Origin of the sequence: Muricomes intestini (genome assembly GCF_004346165.1) — a bacterium.
In the GTDB taxonomy this organism is placed as follows: domain Bacteria; phylum Bacillota; class Clostridia; order Lachnospirales; family Lachnospiraceae; genus Muricomes; species Muricomes intestini.
The window spans coordinates 88821-105020 of record NZ_SLZZ01000001.1 but is presented as its reverse complement, the minus strand read 5'-3'; the positions used below and the strand labels follow the sequence as shown (position 1 = coordinate 105020).

At 44.3% G+C, this 16200-nt stretch carries 12 protein-coding genes; all 12 read right to left on the bottom strand.

Annotation, left to right across the window (positions count from 1 at the left end; translation table 11 throughout):
- Positions 1 to 4: 4 nt before the first annotated feature.
- The 12 genes from EDD59_RS00455 to EDD59_RS00400 all read right to left on the bottom strand — a co-directional run bounded on the left by EDD59_RS00455 (position 5) and on the right by EDD59_RS00400 (position 15931).
- On the bottom strand, positions 5 to 1870 hold the full coding sequence (locus EDD59_RS00455; protein ID WP_132377887.1) for a hypothetical protein: 1866 nt from the start codon (positions 1868 to 1870) through the stop codon (positions 5 to 7).
- A complete protein-coding gene (locus EDD59_RS00450) occupies positions 1867 to 3441 on the bottom strand; it encodes a glycosyltransferase family 2 protein (protein WP_132377886.1) in 1575 nt (524 codons plus the stop codon). Before EDD59_RS00450 ends, EDD59_RS00455 begins: the two co-directional genes overlap by 4 nt.
- A 10-nt stretch (positions 3442 to 3451) precedes the next feature.
- Positions 3452 to 4165 (bottom strand): GGDEF domain-containing protein, encoded by a 714-nt coding sequence (locus tag EDD59_RS00445; protein WP_132377884.1) that lies wholly within the window; start codon positions 4163 to 4165, stop codon positions 3452 to 3454.
- Between the two features lie 344 nt (positions 4166 to 4509).
- On the bottom strand, positions 4510 to 5367 hold the full coding sequence (locus EDD59_RS00440) for a tyrosine-type recombinase/integrase (RefSeq protein ID WP_132377882.1): 858 nt from the start codon (positions 5365 to 5367) through the stop codon (positions 4510 to 4512).
- Between the two features lie 318 nt (positions 5368 to 5685).
- Complete coding sequence (locus EDD59_RS00435) at positions 5686 to 6207, bottom strand: dCTP deaminase/dUTPase family protein (RefSeq protein ID WP_132377880.1); 522 nt, start codon at positions 6205 to 6207, stop codon at positions 5686 to 5688.
- Positions 6208 to 6219: 12 nt separating this feature from the next.
- Positions 6220 to 6711, bottom strand: a complete 492-nt coding sequence (gene nrdG / locus EDD59_RS00430) for an anaerobic ribonucleoside-triphosphate reductase activating protein (protein WP_132378217.1) — start codon at positions 6709 to 6711, stop codon at positions 6220 to 6222.
- A gap of 1 nt (position 6712) precedes the next feature.
- Positions 6713 to 8833, bottom strand: coding sequence for an anaerobic ribonucleoside-triphosphate reductase (nrdD, locus tag EDD59_RS00425; RefSeq protein WP_132377878.1), 2121 nt, complete (start codon positions 8831 to 8833; stop codon positions 6713 to 6715).
- Positions 8834 to 9015: 182 nt separating this feature from the next.
- Positions 9016 to 10035: an alpha-hydroxy-acid oxidizing protein gene (locus tag EDD59_RS00420; RefSeq protein ID WP_132377876.1), complete on the bottom strand. Its 1020-nt coding sequence runs from the start codon at positions 10033 to 10035 to the stop codon at positions 9016 to 9018.
- A complete protein-coding gene (locus tag EDD59_RS00415) occupies positions 10022 to 11050 on the bottom strand; it encodes a GntR family transcriptional regulator (RefSeq protein ID WP_132377874.1) in 1029 nt (342 codons plus the stop codon). Before EDD59_RS00415 ends, EDD59_RS00420 begins: the two co-directional genes overlap by 14 nt.
- 8 nt (positions 11051 to 11058) lie before the next feature.
- Positions 11059 to 12564, bottom strand: a complete 1506-nt coding sequence (gene xylB / locus EDD59_RS00410; RefSeq protein ID WP_132377872.1) for a xylulokinase — start codon at positions 12562 to 12564, stop codon at positions 11059 to 11061.
- Between the two features lie 14 nt (positions 12565 to 12578).
- Positions 12579 to 14963, bottom strand: coding sequence for a pyruvate formate lyase family protein (locus EDD59_RS00405; RefSeq protein ID WP_132377870.1), 2385 nt, complete (start codon positions 14961 to 14963; stop codon positions 12579 to 12581).
- Between the two features lie 101 nt (positions 14964 to 15064).
- Entirely contained in the window at positions 15065 to 15931 is an 867-nt protein-coding gene (locus EDD59_RS00400; protein ID WP_132377868.1) for a glycyl-radical enzyme activating protein, read from the bottom strand.
- Positions 15932 to 16200: the final 269 nt, after the last annotated feature.

Genomic DNA, 16200 nt, shown 5'->3' with positions numbered 1-16200 from the left:
TCGATTACTTTCCCCCGCTTCCCTCCAAGATAAGCACTGCCTGCCCTTCCCTGCTTACAATCCTGTAAATTCCCTCCTTCCCAGTCACACCATAATGCTTTCGAAGCAAATACCGCGCACTGGTATCGCTTTCCACTATAATCAGATAATCATAGCTGCTCAATAAGTTTTCCATATTGTCCTCATAGAACAGGCAAATGCCATCCACCTTGGGTGCATATAGAAAATACCGTCCTGCATATTGCATGTAAAAATTGGTAACCTGTGCGTCTTTGTCCGGCGCATAAAAAAGATATCTGCTTTCATCCTCCTTACCATTTCCATACCAGCGGTCTCCTGTCACTATTTTAATCTTATGCGGCAGCGAGGTATTATAGCTTTGTATAGTCGAAAGAATGCCGTTATACTCCGACAGAAGCAGAGTAATTGCAAGCGCCATGCAAACCAGGACACCCTGTTGATAGAGGCGCTTGCTTTTTGCATCGTAAAATGCATGTCCGTCAGGCATCTGTCCAACTCTGTAGTAAAATGAATTCTCAATATCAACCGTGGCAGTAAGAACCAGTCCTCCTGCAAAAAGTACAACGATGCTGGAGGTGTACCGCTCAAATCCAGCCAGCCAAAGTGCCTCGTCCAGAGGCATCGAAAAAATATACAAACCTAAAATGCCCACATAGTACAGAACCAGTACAGCGTCAAGCGCAATGAGCGCCTTCCATAGCCTCCATTTCTTTTTCAGCACAAATGCATTGAAAATGATTGCCGCAATAGCCACAAGGTTGAATGCAAGGATTCCCATCGCGGATCTTGTTGTGATGTCCGTACTGGAGCGGAGAAACAACGTTACAATTTTCTGTACCTGTACAGCTGTTTTTTCTTCCGGCATATTTTGAATGTCAAACTTATTTGTCACACCGTTCAAATCTGTGTTCATACGCCATGACCATCCTATATATGGCAAAACTGCCACAAGCAATGTGATAACGGAAAAAGCCAAAATACGCCGTTTTGCTGTTGCCCCTCCATGCGAAAACACCATATATAATAAAAAAAGCAGACCAATTACCGCAAAAATAATACCTGTACTCTTGGTGACAGTCAACAGACCTGCAAGAGGTAAAACACTGATAAAAGCCCTCTTATGGTCTGCACGGTAATAATATGCCATCGCAAAAATAGCCAATGTATAGATTGGCAGCAAAAAATCCACCAATAAATTATTGATGCGGATGGTAATATTAAAAAGAGAAAGGGAAGCACAGCCCAGTCCTAAAAAAGCATACAACAAAAATCTTTTTTTCTCGGATATAATGCCAAACATGGCATAAAAACAAGAAAAAATCAGCATCCCCTGGGCCACAAGCATAACCTGCTGATCATGACCCACAAAACGGCAGACATAATATAGGAATGCGGATATGCCAAGGGGATAATTTTTAAAGTCGATTAGCTGAGAATCCGCCGTGGGAAACATATTGGTGCTGAGCATCTGCTTCACCACGATAGCCCAGTGGGAAAAATTGTCATAATGTATTAATTCACTTCGCAGCAGCAGTGAAAAGAATAGCAGAACGCCTCCAATCCAAAAAAAGTGAAACAGAGAAAATGAAATCTTAAAAGGCGGTTTTCTTTTCAGGCGCTGCACCAAAAGAATCCCAGAGGCGGTTAGGCCTGCCGCCATGACCACAATAGAGCCGGCAAAGAGGATATGCGCTAAGCCGCAAAAATAGACCATACAGGCCACTGCCGAAAAAACGAATACGGGGATAAACTCCCATCTCATCCCAATCACCTTTCGGGTCAGCAGCATATAGCCAAGAAAAGAACATGCTAACAACAGTGTAAAAACAACCCTAAATATAATTGTCATTTCAACGTCCTCCTACTTCTTTTTTTCATAAAGGGACTTGTCACACGCTTTCTTATGTTGCGGAGCATGTCGTCATAAAATGTCACCCAGGGGTCAATCTTTTTCGGCAGAGAATGAAGACGGTCATATATAATCTGCATATATTGACGTTTATCAGTCTCGTCCAGCGGTGTAACTGTGGCAGAGTAACGCCATACCTCTTTCTCCTGTCTCACGTAAACGATGGAGCCTTCCAGCCTTGCCTTATAACGCTCGGTTTCAATAACTATTTGAATCACATCTTTCTCCGGCAGATAAATTGGGGAGGAGGCATAAAATGAGATGCCTTGCTCAGACACATCCCCCGTCACCGCTTGATAGCTTTGGTTCTTATATCGAATATACACAGTCTCACTTGCCTGAATGCGCTCAGACCGTCGATAAGCGCGTCGTCCAAGCATAAAAAAAATAGCATAGCACAGAGAAACAATGTTGTAGGCCAGCCAAAAAATAATAATGCTGCTGTAAAAAAGGGTCCAGCCGTATTTTTCATGAACAAAACGAAACATAGCAATGATTGACAGCGCCAGTAAAAGAATATGGGGGATGGCATACCAAAAATCATACGGCCTGTCTTTGCCTGCCTCTTTCTCTTTATTCGTTACTTTAAACTTCTTCTCATGGATATGCAAAGTTTCAAGCAACACTGGAAGAATCAGATAAGGCATGAAAATCGTATCCACCACTTGGCTCCAGTGCTGGGTTCTGATGTCGCTGGACAGATAGCGCATTGCCCTGCCATAACATAAATAGGGGGGCAGCCAAAAAATTACAATGTTCCAGAACTTTGTATTGACAATCTGAAAATCAAACAGGGCAAACAAAATAGGGGCCATAATAAAAACCAACCGGTTAAAAAAAGACCACCAATACAGAAAACTGTTTAAATAAGTAACCCTGGCTGAGGAGGAAAACTTTTTTGAGAAGATGGCCCCGGTGTTCTGCAGACTTTGTAAAACACCTCGTGCCCACCTGACCCTCTGCTTAATCATATCGGGAATCATTGTCGTGGTCAGGCCGGCCGCCTGAACTTCTTCCGTTGCATATGTAATGTAGCCGGCCTGCTGTAATCGTATGCTCGTCTCAAAATCTTCCGTAATGGTTTTCAACGGGAAACCCTCAATGTCTTCCATTGCCTGACGGGAAATCACTGCATTGCTTCCAGTATAAGCCGCCGCATTGGATGCGTTCCGCAGAACATTGACCTCTTTCGAAAAGAAATCCTGCTCATTTGGAATAATTCCTTCCGCGAAAAGGTTAAACTGAAACAAGTCCGGATTGTAAAAGCTCTGAGGGGTCTGCACCAGACCCAGCTTCCATGTATTATCTTTTTCACCCTCTTTGCGAAGCCTCCATACACCATCCTCTTTGATGAATTCTGAAAGCAGAAAATAGGGACCGGAGCCGTCATCTACAATAATAATATCCAAAAGGCCATGTTCCTGTAACGCATTCACATAAGATAGGAGGCTCTGATCAGGTTCAAAGGCTGGAATCAAAATAATGGCTTTTTTATGATTTTGATCTTTCATTTGCTTCTTCTTAATTCCTCTTATTTCTTGCTCTGCCTTTATGATGTACACGCTTATACTCGTACATTTTCTCGTCTGCAATACTTAATATATCACTGGCTGACAGAGTATTATCTGTGCGGATCTCAACAATACCGTAACTAATATTGCGGTAGTAATGACGGCCGCTTATATGTTCGCAGTTTATCACTCTATTCCTCAACATCTCCATCTGTTCGTTAGCGCTGTCACCGCTCCAGTCTTGTGCCAGAATCATAAACTCATCTCCACCTATGCGGCAAAGAACAGCTTCTTGTGAAAAACCGCGCAATATATCGGCAACCGCTATAATATACTTATCTCCTTCACAGTGGCCGAACTGATCGTTTACGTATTTAAGATTATCAATATCAGCAAAGCAAAGGATGAATAATCTGTTGTCGCCGAGCCACTCATTTAGTGTCTTCATACCATAACGGCGGTTAAATAATTGTGTCAGATCATCTGTATATGCGGCAACCTGCAGATCATAAAGACGCCTCTTTTGAGAGCTTATATCATTGAACATAAAAGCGTGCTCTTTTACCAAACCGGCTGTTTCAATGGCACACTTAGAAAAATAGACAAGGCCTTCCCCAAACTCCCGAAATTCCTCCGGCAGCTGCCTCAAATCCAAATATGCATGTTCAGGATCGTTAATCACATTGTCGAGGTAATTCTGCAAAAGCGCAGCAACTGATTCCATAAATATTTCGCCTCTTCTCACATTATGTCAATTGAATTATTCTCATGCATCCTTTTTGCAGCATGAATCACATCATAATTTCTATTTTGTTGTAGTTCCTGCGTAATAAATGCAGCTTTTCGCTGGCGGAGAATATAAAAAATATAAAAAGGCACAGCAATCAGGCCGGCTGGAAAATATAGCTCCCACCGGCTTTATCTTCATGCATAAATTTCTAATTATGATTGATACAGATTGGATACTGTTATTAATTCATATAAAAATGCTTGCTATTTCTATATCAAATGGTATAGTATTATGTAAATATTGGTCGAATGGCAACTCATGCTACAACAAAATAGAAATTATGTGATAGCCAGCCGCATACGGTCAATCTGACGTGCGTGAATAGTACCGCTCTCCATAGTATAAATTCGGGTGGTATTTACGTTGGAGTGGCCGAGTATATCCGCCAGCCGAAACAGATCTTTTTCCAGCTTATAGTAAGTTCGTGCAAACAAGTGTCGAAGATTGTGGGGAAATACTTTCTCCGGCGCTACGTCTGCGCTTGCACAAATGCCTTTCATATCTCGCCAGATATTGGAGCGGTCAAGTGGTTTTCCCGTTTTTGTGATAAAAACCATCCCTGAGGTTCTCTGCTGTTTCCGAGTATATGCAATCAAGGTATGGCAGAGCTTTTTAGGCAGAAGGATGGTACGTGTTTTGCCCTTGCAGTTTACGACCGCCCGTCCCATGTGTGCCGCTTCTATGGTGATAAACTGCAGTTCAGAAACTCGGATTCCTGTGGCACAGATGGTTTGTAAAACAAGGCAGAGGCGCTCATTACCCTCTCTTTTGGCCGCTTGTACCAGACGCAGATATTCTTCCCGCGTAAGCTCCTTTTCCTCCCTGCAAAACAAACTTCTCTGTATTTTCAGGGGTTTTACCTTACAGTCAATCCAACTGACAAAGTTCAAAAAGGCGTTGACTCCAGCCAGCATAGTATTGACTGTTGTCGCTGCGTATTGCTGTGTCAGGGTCTCTTTCCACTTGATCAAGACACTTTTTGTGACCGGCTCACCGCCAAGAAATTTGCATAGTGAAGAAAGACTGCGCTGATAGAGTTCAATGGTGGAAACGCTTTTCTCCTGTTCTCGCAGGTAGACGGCGAAGCACTCTCTCATTTTAGGGGTAATTACCCGTTTCTTTCCTTTTTGCAACATAATTTAGATCCTCTCCTTTTCATATGGCAGGTTTATTGTGTTATTCATATTTTTTATAAGAAACACGATATACATGACTGCCTCTGTATCCTATATATTTTTATTCTATTTTCATAATTTATACAGTCTCCAGAAACGAATACCATTTACTAATATCGTCATCAATACCATAGAAGTAACCATATTTTTACCAAAGTTTGTGATGCATGATTGCAGCGAGCTGCGGGCAAACAAAAAGCCATAGGATAATTGATCCTATGGCAAATCTCAAAAGCTGAAAATATTCTTATTAATCCGGGAACTAACTTCCTGGTGCATTTAGCTTACGGTACGGGTTGTGCTTCCAAAACCTCCATTTCTGATTTCTGTGGCATCGTCATCTACTGTAATTCCATATTCTACGAATATGCCCTGCATGAAACCTTCTCCGCTGCTGATGTCTACTGTCTTATCCTCTTTTGTGTCGTTGGTCATTTTGGAAAAAATGTGTCCCTCATTGTCAGAGTAATAATAGTCACTGTCAATGATTCCCACAGTATTATTCATCTGCAGTCTGTATTTGAATGCAAGTCCGCTTCTGGGGTAACATTTCAAGACCCAGCCTTCTTCCATCTCTGCACGAATACCCGTGGGAACTTTTACTGTCTCACCGGGTTTTAATACCAAGTGCACCGGTGCATAAAAATCATAGCCCGCCGAACCAGAAGTGGCTCTTTTGGGCAGCTTGATTCCTTCATATATATTTCGAAGTGTCTCTTCATCTTCCAATCCAAAAGTGTCTGTCCAATCATTCTTAAATTGCTCCAGGCTTACTTTGTGAAATTTTGCAATTCTCTGCATATTCATCTCCTTTTACTCATCGTGCAGCACAACTGTACTGCCCTTAAGGCTCTGCTGTACATTAATTACTTTTTGATTTGCACTACCCTTCCAGTGCAGTTTTGTGTCTTTTAAATCCACTTCAAACCTTCCATCCACTACTACATCAAGATATTTCATAACCGGCAGATTTTTGACATCATCCCACTCATACCCTGTGTAAAGCCACTGGGTTTTATCCGGAAATTCTCCCTTTATCTCCTCCGCCAATGCCGTAATGCCGGATCTGTTGGAGAGAAGCAACGGGTCACCTCCGCTGTACGTAATACCTCTTATATAGTCTCTTCTCAAATACTCAAAAATTTCTTCCTTTGCATTATGGTCAAATATGATTCCTCCATCGGGATCCCATGTGACAGGGTTATGGCACTCTCTGCATCCATGAGAACAGCCGGCAACCCAGAGAACCACCCGCAGCCCATCACCGTTGAGCATATCATCCTTTGTAATGTTATGGTACTGCATGTTACATACTTTTCCTTTCTGCAATCTCCGCCATCTTGGCGTCATTAAGCCTTGTGTCCCCCTTCACACGGGAATAAGACAGATATCCATTCATTCGGTCTATTTTTGTCAGGTTTTTACTGCCGCACTCCGGACACACATCCATATCCAGTTCTTCATGTCCGCAGTCGTCGCAATAAGAAAGAGAAAGGTTCACCCCCTCGTAAAAGCCCTTTGCCATAGCTCTTCTCACCAGGGACTTCACAGCCTCTATATTGTAGTTAATCGGATACTTTACATACTGAATCTTTCCGCCGTTGCTCAGGTTCCAGAACCGCCCTTCCAGATCCTGTTTTTCTATAGGTGTAATGTCCTCACTCACATGACAGTGAAAACTGTTGCTTATATATTCTCTGTCAGATACATTTTCAATAATTCCGTATTTCTTGCGGAACTGCTGTACCTGCACACCGCAGAGATTCTCGGCAGGGGTGCCGTAGATTGCATACAGATGCCCATCTTCCTTCTTAAACTCATTGATTTTGTCGTTGATATAACTTAAAGTCTCAACGGCAAAGCTTCCGTCTTCAACCAGAGATTTTTTGTTGTACAGCTCCTGCAGTTCATTCAGTGCCGTAATGCCAAAAGAGGCTGTTGCCGACTTAAGGAGAGGTTTTATTTTATCATATAACCCGAGATGTCCGCCATAGAATCCGCCTTCACAGTACGCCAGCGGGTTGGTAGATGCCTTCAATTCTCCCAGATAATCATAGGTTCTCTGGTGCAGCTTCCGGATCAGATTCAGATAGTAATCCAACACTTCAAAAAACGGTTTATTTTCCTGCTGAGACTTTGCATATATCATGGGCAGGTGCAGACTGATAGCCCCAATATTAAATCTACCCACAAACACCGGCTCGTCCTTCTCATCTGCAGGTTCCATTCCTCCCCTTTGGTACCACGGAGATAAAAATGCCCGGCAGCCCATAGGGCTGATGATTTTACCATACTTCTTATACATGCCCGGAACATACCCTTCCCCGGTCAGGCTGAGCCAATCGGGGTACATAGTTTTCCTGGAGCATTCAATTCCGGCCTCAAACAAATCCTCCATAGGTTTTCCCGGCCCGTGAAGATTCTCGTCATATAAGAATACGATTTTTGGAAAAAGAACCGGCTTCTTGTGTCCTTCCTTTCCCTGTCCCTTGCGGCGCACCTCCAGCATCTTAACTGTTGCCAGCCTGCCGTATATACTGGTGCGGGTTCCCGCGCTCACTGTAATAAAGGGGTAGTCACCACGGCTGGAGGAAACAGAATTAAACTTGTACTCCCAGCCCTGAAAGCCCTGCTCCATCTCCTTCTCCAGATCCTTCCACGCAACCTCCTGAGCCTTCTCTTCGGGGAGTCCAAGTTTCCTGTACTTTTCGAGAAGCCGTTTGTGTGACTTTTCGGCATAGGGCTCCAAAATCTCATCTACGCTTGGAACGGTAAAACCGCCGTACTGCTGACTTGCAGCACTTAAAACAATGTCTCCTATAACATCAAAGGCTGTGTCCAAAGTTTTTGGCTCATTGTACCAGAGATTTCCCATCTCAAAGCCGCCGCTCAGCACGCTCTTTACATCAAAAAGGCAGCAGTTCATAGTATCTCTTCTAGCAGACATATCATGAATATAGATATACCCTTCGCGGATAGCCTGTATTTCCTCCACGGTCAGGAAAAATTTCTTATATAATTCTTTGTTCAGTTCATTAAAAATAAGGCTGCGCTTAGTGGATACAAGTGCACTGTCGGTATTGCTGTTCTCTTTATCACCAATGTACATAATGGACTGGCTCTTCTTGTATACCTCATCCAGCATCTGCACAAAATCTTGCTTGTAATTCCGATAGTCCCTGTAACTCTTTGCCACAACCGGATTCACTTTTTCGAGGGCGCCCTCCACAATGTTATGCATTTCTGCAATGGGAATGTCCATGACATTTAAGGACTTTGCCTTTTCCTCAACAAATTGACAGATATAATCCAGCTCCTCATCTGTAAATTTAATCAGGGCACGATAAGCTGACTTATTGACTGCTACCACAACCTTTTGTACATTAAAGTCTTCTTTTGTCCCGTCTTTTTTGATAATTCTCATCATAAGCCCCACTCCATTCATTCATTGATTCATCTACATTTAGTGTTTAGTCATCTCTGATTAACTATATACTGTGTCTTTATTAACAATACTACCACCCGACCGAACACAGAGTCAATACAGAATCTTTCACAAAAAAGAGAAGAGATTTTTGAAGAAATTCTATAAAAAAAGAGGTTATTTTCTTAATACTTCCAAATCATATCTTTTTGAATTTCAGAGATGGAAAATGCACCGCACATCGCCATGGTATCTTTCAATTCCTCTCCAATCTTTCTTATATATGCGGCAACTCCTTCTGCCGCTCCTCCGTACACCGCTGTCACGAAAGGACGTGCAATCAGAGCTCCGTCGGCTCCCAGAGCCAAAGCTTTGAACAGATCAACTCCAGAGCGGATTCCGCCGTCCACAAATATCTTCATTTCATCGCCCACAGCTTCCACAATGGAAGGCAAAACCTCGGCTGTTGACGGACACTGGTCAAGTACACGGCCCCCGTGGTTTGATACGACAATTCCCTGAACTCCTGCTTCCTTTGCCTTGTATGCCGCCCCGGGAGTCATGATGCCCTTTAGAATAAATGGTATCTCTGCCATCTTTACGATTTCTTTTAACTCTTCCACGGATTTACTTCCAGCCGGAGGATTTAAGTTTTGCAGAAATGGCAGCCCGGCCGCATCAATATCCATCGCCACAGCAAACGCACCCGACTTCTTTACCAGCTCCATCTTCTCCCGTATCGTTCCTAAATCCCAGGGCTTCACAGTAGGAACCCCTGCACCGTCTGCATTTTGAATCGCCTTTGTGGCCTCTGTCATCACAACAGGATCCGTCCCGTCACCGGTAAACGCAGCAATTCCGTTTTTTGAACAGGCCGAAACAAGAATGTCGTTGTACTCCTGTTCTTCATATTTGTCTCCGTAGTGAAGTTTTACTGCGCCTACCGGGCCCGCAAAGAACGGATAATCAAAGGTCTTCCCAAAGAGTTTGGCTTTTGTCTGTACCGATTTTTGTTCACAGAGGGTGTCCATATTGATACGTACCTCCTGCCACTTCCGGTAGTTTCTTATGGCCAGATCTCCGGTGCCCTTTCCCCCTGGGCCGGGTATTGTATTCTTGCATACAACCCCGTTGCAGACATTGCACGCCTTGCAATATGGCCCGATGCATCCTCTTGCATTTTTAATCACTTCACTGTATTCCATTCTTATACCCTCCACTCTTTAAATAAACATCTGATACCCAATGGGCCCCTTTTTGATTCTGCTCTTGCAGACATTCATAAATCTGCCTCACGCACTCCTTCAGATTCTGGACATACGTAATCACATGCCGCTTTCTAGCCTCCGGAAAATCATCTACGGACGCTATCTGCATCTGCAGTTTCAGACGGCCGGCCGCACTCGATACCACCATTCCGCTTTCTCTGTCACCGCAGATAATCGCCTGCGGAAGTTCCCCTTTGAAGGCGTTCAGACGCTGCAATACAAAGTTACAGCTGCTGTTACGACATTCCCAGGGAAGTCTAAGAAAAATCTCTTTTTTCCCTGATATCTCCAAGTAAGCCTTTTCACGTCCCCCGATACTGTAAATATCGCTCCGGTCCCAGCCTGCATACCCAATATCGGTGTACCCTGACTCTCTCAGTTTCTGATAAATCTCACAAATTGCCCTATTATTGTCCAATGCCACACAGTCTGCATAAGGAATTCCTTTATCTGTGTCAAAAAACACCATATTCATACCCAGTGCCCTAAGCCTTTTCAGCTTTTCTATATCCACCGGGAGATCCTCCAGCCACACTGCCACATTCTGAAGCCCTCTCTTATAAAGCCGGTACAGACAGCTTTCCAGGGATTCTCTGTGAGGCTTTTCTACATAAAGTAGCATGGAGCCCTTCTGCTCCGCATACATCTGAAAGTGGGCAATAAACTCAGAAAAAAACGGATTTTTAGCTGGAGCAATCAATACAATCATATCCATGCTGCCGGCAGTTCCGTAATTGTGAAAGCAAATCCTCGTTCCACTGCCCACTTCTCTTACAATTAGGTTGTCTTCTTCCAAAAGCGCCAGTGCCTTGCGCAGAGTTACCCGGCTTACGTCCAGCTCCTCCGCCAGAATACGCTCCGCCGGTATTCTTTCTCCTTCTTTATATGTGCCGTTGAAGATGGCATCACATATCCGGTTTTTCACATTGATATATAAATTTTCTTCGCCCATATGTGTTATTATAGTCCTTCGCAATGATTTCTGCAACCAAACAGATCCTTGTTCCTGGGATATAGTTCCTTATAAACCGCATATCTTTCCTCATATATTTTCTGATTTTCAGCATCGGGAATTACTACATCTTCACTGAGGCGGACAACACAGCCGCATGCCTCTTCATAGGAGGCGTATCCCCCAGTACCCACTGCTGCTGTAATGGCCGCACCCACACATGCCTGTTCTTTTCCCACGCTTGTATAGATTTCTTTGCCAAACATATCTGCCTGAATCTGCCGGAACAGATGCCCCCTCGCTCCGCCGCCGGAGGCAAAAATACGCTGAAACTCTATCCCCATGTCCTGAAAAATTTCCAGAGAATTTCTCAATCCGAAAATGATTCCCTCCATGGTGCTCCGAATCATCTCGGCCCTGGCATGCTTCAAAGTAAGCCCCAGATAAATCCCCTTTGCATCGGGATCATTATATGGGGTTCGCTCTCCGCTTAAATAAGGCAGGAAAAGGAGATCTCTGCTGCCTGCGGGAACCTTTTCTGCCAGTGCAGTCATCTCGTCATAGGACTGCATATCCAGAACATTTCTCATCAGCCATTTTAGTGCCACTCCGCCGCTTAAATTAGCGCCCATGAGCATCCACCTGTCCTCCCGCACATGGCAGAAGGTGTTCGTGCGGTACCGGCTGTCATACAAAGGCTCCGGGAGGGCACAGGAAAGCTGGCTGGAAGTTCCGATGTTGGCAGAAAGTGTTCCGGGAGATATAATTCCGTTTCCTATCCCCTGCATCAGACTGTCGCCGCCGCCGTACACAAGTTTCGTGCCTTCCCACAGGCCTGTATTCTTTTCACACCCGGCCGTCACCTCCCCGGCAATTTCATAAGCCTCATGGCAGGGGACGAAGAACTCCCTCTCCAGCCCAAGTCTGTCAATAAACTCCCAAGCCCACTGCCTGTTTTTTGTATCAAAAATGACTGCACTGGAGGCATCAGACATGTCTGTCCCCAGCTCGCCGCACATTTTATAACGCAGGTAGTCTTTTGGGAGCATGACTTTAAAAATCTTTGCATAAACCTCCGGCTCATGCTTTTTTACCCACATCAGAGAACTAATCAAAAAACCTGTGCTCAGCGAATTAAGAACCACTTTTTTATACTCTTCTTCCGGTATCACCGAATAAATATCCCGGATTTCTTCCCCGGAGCGCTGATCGGCCCATATAATTGCATCTCTGATGAGATTTCCGTCTTTATCAATCATCACCAGACCGTGCATCTGCCCGGAATAGCCGACTCCCCGGATATTGTCTCTTGTCCCGGGATGCTTCTTTAAAATTGCCTGTATTGTTCTTTCCGCTGCCCGACAAAGCAGGTTCATATCCTGCTGGGCATACTGCTGGTCGGGCTTTATAATATCGTATCCTTCCTGTGCGGTGTCGATAATCTCACCGTCTTCTCTCATCAGGAGGGATTTCACGCTGGAGGTTCCCAGGTCTATTCCAATATAATACTGCATCTTCTTTCTCCTTTTCACATGCTGGTGGATGCCGGATCCAGTCTTTTAATAATATCCTCCTGAATATCCGGTGATAAATCCAGGAAATTTACGAACGTCCCGTGAATCCTCACAATATATACACCACTGGGTGCATATTTTTTGGGTTCTGCCAAAACTTTCCTCAACATCTCAGGAGTGGCTACGTTCACATATAAATAAAACGGGGAGATTCCTTTTTTCTGCGGGTTATAGAACAGTGGGCCTATAATTTTGTCCCGGAATTCAAGACCCTTGCTTTCAAATGCAGGCGTCTTGAAATAATTTGGATTAATCCCCAGATGAGATGCATAGCCCCCGTTCATCTTCTCAAAGGGCAGCTTCATATTGGACAGCATACGAAAGCCCAGGCCCTGATGCGCCTCTCCATACAGTGGATCCACTCCATATCCCAGCTGCTCTCTTGTTTTTCTTCCGTCCGGTGTTGCCCCAACCCAGTATCCATACAAAAGATGGGTGGAAGGTGTGGACCAGTCTGCCCTGAATGGATTTTCCAGATAATTCTTTCTGGATGCAACCATGTCACTGACCTTGCCTGCAATCTCTGCCGCCTCATCATCCACCGAGGCTATATGGTTTCCGAATTTTGGCGCAGTCAAAAGGTATTGCTGCATTTCAGGATCGTTTTCAAAGTTTGTACGAAGCGCTTCTATCAGCCTGTCGACATCCTGAGGGCGTTCCTTTAATAAAGTGTCAATTGCAATGAAAGAATCTGCCACTACAGACAATCCGTGAATCAAACATCCGCTTCCGTTATATTTTGTGCCCTGTTTCTTTGTGTCTCTGGCATCAATACCGCTTTTTACGCCCCCCATCATAGTGGACAAAAATGGGACCTGAAGAAGGCCGATTGCCTCAGATGCTGCATTTGCACAGGCGGTCATTTTGTCCAGATATTTGTCCAGATTTTGATAAAATATTTCTCTGATATTCTCAAGCACCGTCTTCTTATCTGCATATCCCAGTTCTTCATCGCTCTTGCCCAGTCTTTTTCCGGTAATGGTGGATACCCCTCCGTTTAATGACAGCTCAAGCACCTTTCCTAGATTCAGCCAGCTGTTCGTTGTATTTCCATTGTCCTTTCCCATAATCAGCGGCTCCTGGCAGCCTGCTACAGCATAGTCCTCCAAATCTTCGGCACTTACACCGCTCATGTTCTGAAGTACAGAGAAAACAGCGTCGTCATTAAAAAGCGACGGTGTCAGACATCCGGGTGTAAAGAAAAATCTTCCCAGACTTTCATACAATTTTCTTGGTGTGTTCTTGTGGAGTTTTACGGAAAGTATGGGTTGAGGAAGATTCATGTCAAAGTAGGCATCTAAAAGAGCATAGGAAGTTAGATTTGTCATATCCTCCCCTGTATTTGATTTTCCACCAACAATGAGATTCTGGGAAATTGCCCAACTTCTGTCAGCCACATTAAAGAAAACGAGCAGATGTTTGAACAGTGCCGCTGCCGTCTCACGGTCTGTCTCCTCCCTTGCACGGTAGGTCTCAAATATTCTGTCTGCATTTCCCACTGAAAAGGCAAATGGATTAGGCGTCTGCTCCAGACACATAGTCTGCCAGATTAAAATGAAGGACTGGATAGCCTCATATAAATTATCTGCTCCTTCTCCCGGAACTTTTCTCAAAGTCTCTTCCATCAATGCGTATCGCGGCTTATCTTTCTCGTCTGCCGCTTCATACTTTTTATGTGCCAGTTTGGCATACCTGTCGGCCAAAATCAGTACTGCATCCAATGCAGTATCCATAGCCCGGAAATAAACCTTCTTCTCCTCATCTGTTTCTGCTTCCATGTTCCGGCGGATCTCAGCCTTTACACCCTGCACTCCATATCTAAGCAGGGGCCGCACATCCGGAACAAGATGTCCTGTTACCTGTTCAATGAAAAAGATAGCTTCACTTGTACTGTCCCCTGCAATGTCATATGCCCGGCGCAGCGCATCTGCAAATGCCGTATGATTATTATACTCCTTCAAATCGTCAATTCTTTCCTGTGTAATATCCCCTATAGGGTCAATATCCCCGAACACTGCCACAGGATCACAATATCCGCTGAAAGAGTCCACGGTGAAGGCAGGATTAATCAGCGCATAAGAACGGGCAAAAGAATCATCCTGTGTCCCTGCAAACAAATGATAATCACTAATCCACAGAGGAAGTTCCCCTGCAATCTTCTTCAGCGTCTTTGCAATACGGATAGAGTCCGGTTCATCCTGAAATTCCTCATCACAACGCCTCATAATCTCCTTTGCCAGAAACCACCCCTCCAGGTGGTCGATACTGCGTTCTTCCTGAAACCTTTCTTTTGCCAGCTCCGTAATTTCAGAAGCTGATAATCCAATTCTTGATACCATAATTCCATCCTTTCTAAAAGGGGACTGTCCCTTTTGCGCTCCGTTTTCAGAATATTCTCATTATTTCTTGTTAAAAGGGTCTGCCCCCTCCCCGCTCCATCTTATGTCCTCATATATTGAAGTCCTGATTCCGCAATTGCCTCCCTGAACTGCTTTACCCGTTCACCACTCACATGGGCTTCATCTGTCATCTGGTACTCCCATCCACACTGATGCCATTTTTCTTTACCGAATTCATGATACTGCAGTACTTCAAACGTTACATTCTTCTCATTTATAGATTTGAAGAACTCCAGAAATTCTTTCTGTTCCTCATCACTATCATTGACACCGCCTATCAGCGGCACACGGATGTGTACACAGGGATGTACTCTTGCGGCCTCTCGTATATTTTCCATAATCTTTACATTGGAGACCCCTGTAAACTGACGGTGCTTTGCATCATCACACAACTTGCAATCCATGATAAGCTGGCTGATATATGGAAAGCACTCCCGCAGACGTAGATGAGTTCCGTTAGTCTCCAGTGCAGTATGTATTTCCTCAGCCCGCAGCTTTTTCAACACCCCCAAAAGTTCTGAAAATTGTACGGTAGCTTCGCCCCCGGTAAAGGTAACTCCTCCGCCGTCATAGAACATCAAAGAATTGGACACGGCCTCTTCCACCAAAGCGTCTGTATTTACATCCTCATAAGAAAGCCGGATTCCCTTTGTCCGGTGTTTTGTAATGCACTGACGCTCCCGGCAGCTTCGGCATATTTCTCGTTCAAGCTTGCCATCTTGAATGGCATGCCGGGGACAGACCTCCTCCAGCAGCCACTCCTTTTCTGTAACTAATACCCCCTCTGGCTTCATACCTTCGGGGTTAGAGCACCATGGGCATTTCATATTGCAGCCCTGCAAATGGTAAACCAGCCGGTTTCCAAAGCCATCCTGAGAATAGTTGAAACCTTTCTGAAAAACTCTCATAAAATCTTCTCCTTTTAATTGGTATTATATAATAATACCAATTATTTGTCAATATGATGTAGGGAGCAAAATACCTTTTGCCCCTACATCATATGATTGCTTTCTAAAAATTGACATTCTGCATAAACATGTTATAGTTATAAAGTCACTGGTGACATAACTAATTATTTTTAAAGGAAGTGAGATAATGGATAGTAACCCTCGAAACCCGATAAACAATTTTAAATCTCAATATAAAAGCTTTGACCGGCATGTCGGTTCTTGTCACG

Coding starts and splice junctions, on each gene's coding strand:
- EDD59_RS00455 (WP_132377887.1), bottom strand. CDS start 1,870: ATGACAATTATATTTAGGGTTGTTTTTACACTGTTGTTAGCATGTTCT.
- EDD59_RS00420 (WP_132377876.1), bottom strand. CDS start 10,035: ATGGAATACAGTGAAGTGATTAAAAATGCAAGAGGATGCATCGGGCCA.
- xylB (WP_132377872.1), bottom strand. CDS start 12,564: ATGCAGTATTATATTGGAATAGACCTGGGAACCTCCAGCGTGAAATCC.
- nrdD (WP_132377878.1), bottom strand. CDS start 8,833: ATGATGAGAATTATCAAAAAAGACGGGACAAAAGAAGACTTTAATGTA.
- EDD59_RS00435 (WP_132377880.1), bottom strand. CDS start 6,207: ATGCAGAGAATTGCAAAATTTCACAAAGTAAGCCTGGAGCAATTTAAG.
- nrdG (WP_132378217.1), bottom strand. CDS start 6,711: ATGCAGTACCATAACATTACAAAGGATGATATGCTCAACGGTGATGGG.
- EDD59_RS00450 (WP_132377886.1), bottom strand. CDS start 3,441: ATGAAAGATCAAAATCATAAAAAAGCCATTATTTTGATTCCAGCCTTT.
- EDD59_RS00400 (WP_132377868.1), bottom strand. CDS start 15,931: ATGAGAGTTTTTCAGAAAGGTTTCAACTATTCTCAGGATGGCTTTGGA.
- EDD59_RS00405 (WP_132377870.1), bottom strand. CDS start 14,963: ATGGTATCAAGAATTGGATTATCAGCTTCTGAAATTACGGAGCTGGCA.
- EDD59_RS00440 (WP_132377882.1), bottom strand. CDS start 5,367: ATGTTGCAAAAAGGAAAGAAACGGGTAATTACCCCTAAAATGAGAGAG.
- EDD59_RS00445 (WP_132377884.1), bottom strand. CDS start 4,165: ATGGAATCAGTTGCTGCGCTTTTGCAGAATTACCTCGACAATGTGATT.
- EDD59_RS00415 (WP_132377874.1), bottom strand. CDS start 11,050: ATGGGCGAAGAAAATTTATATATCAATGTGAAAAACCGGATATGTGAT.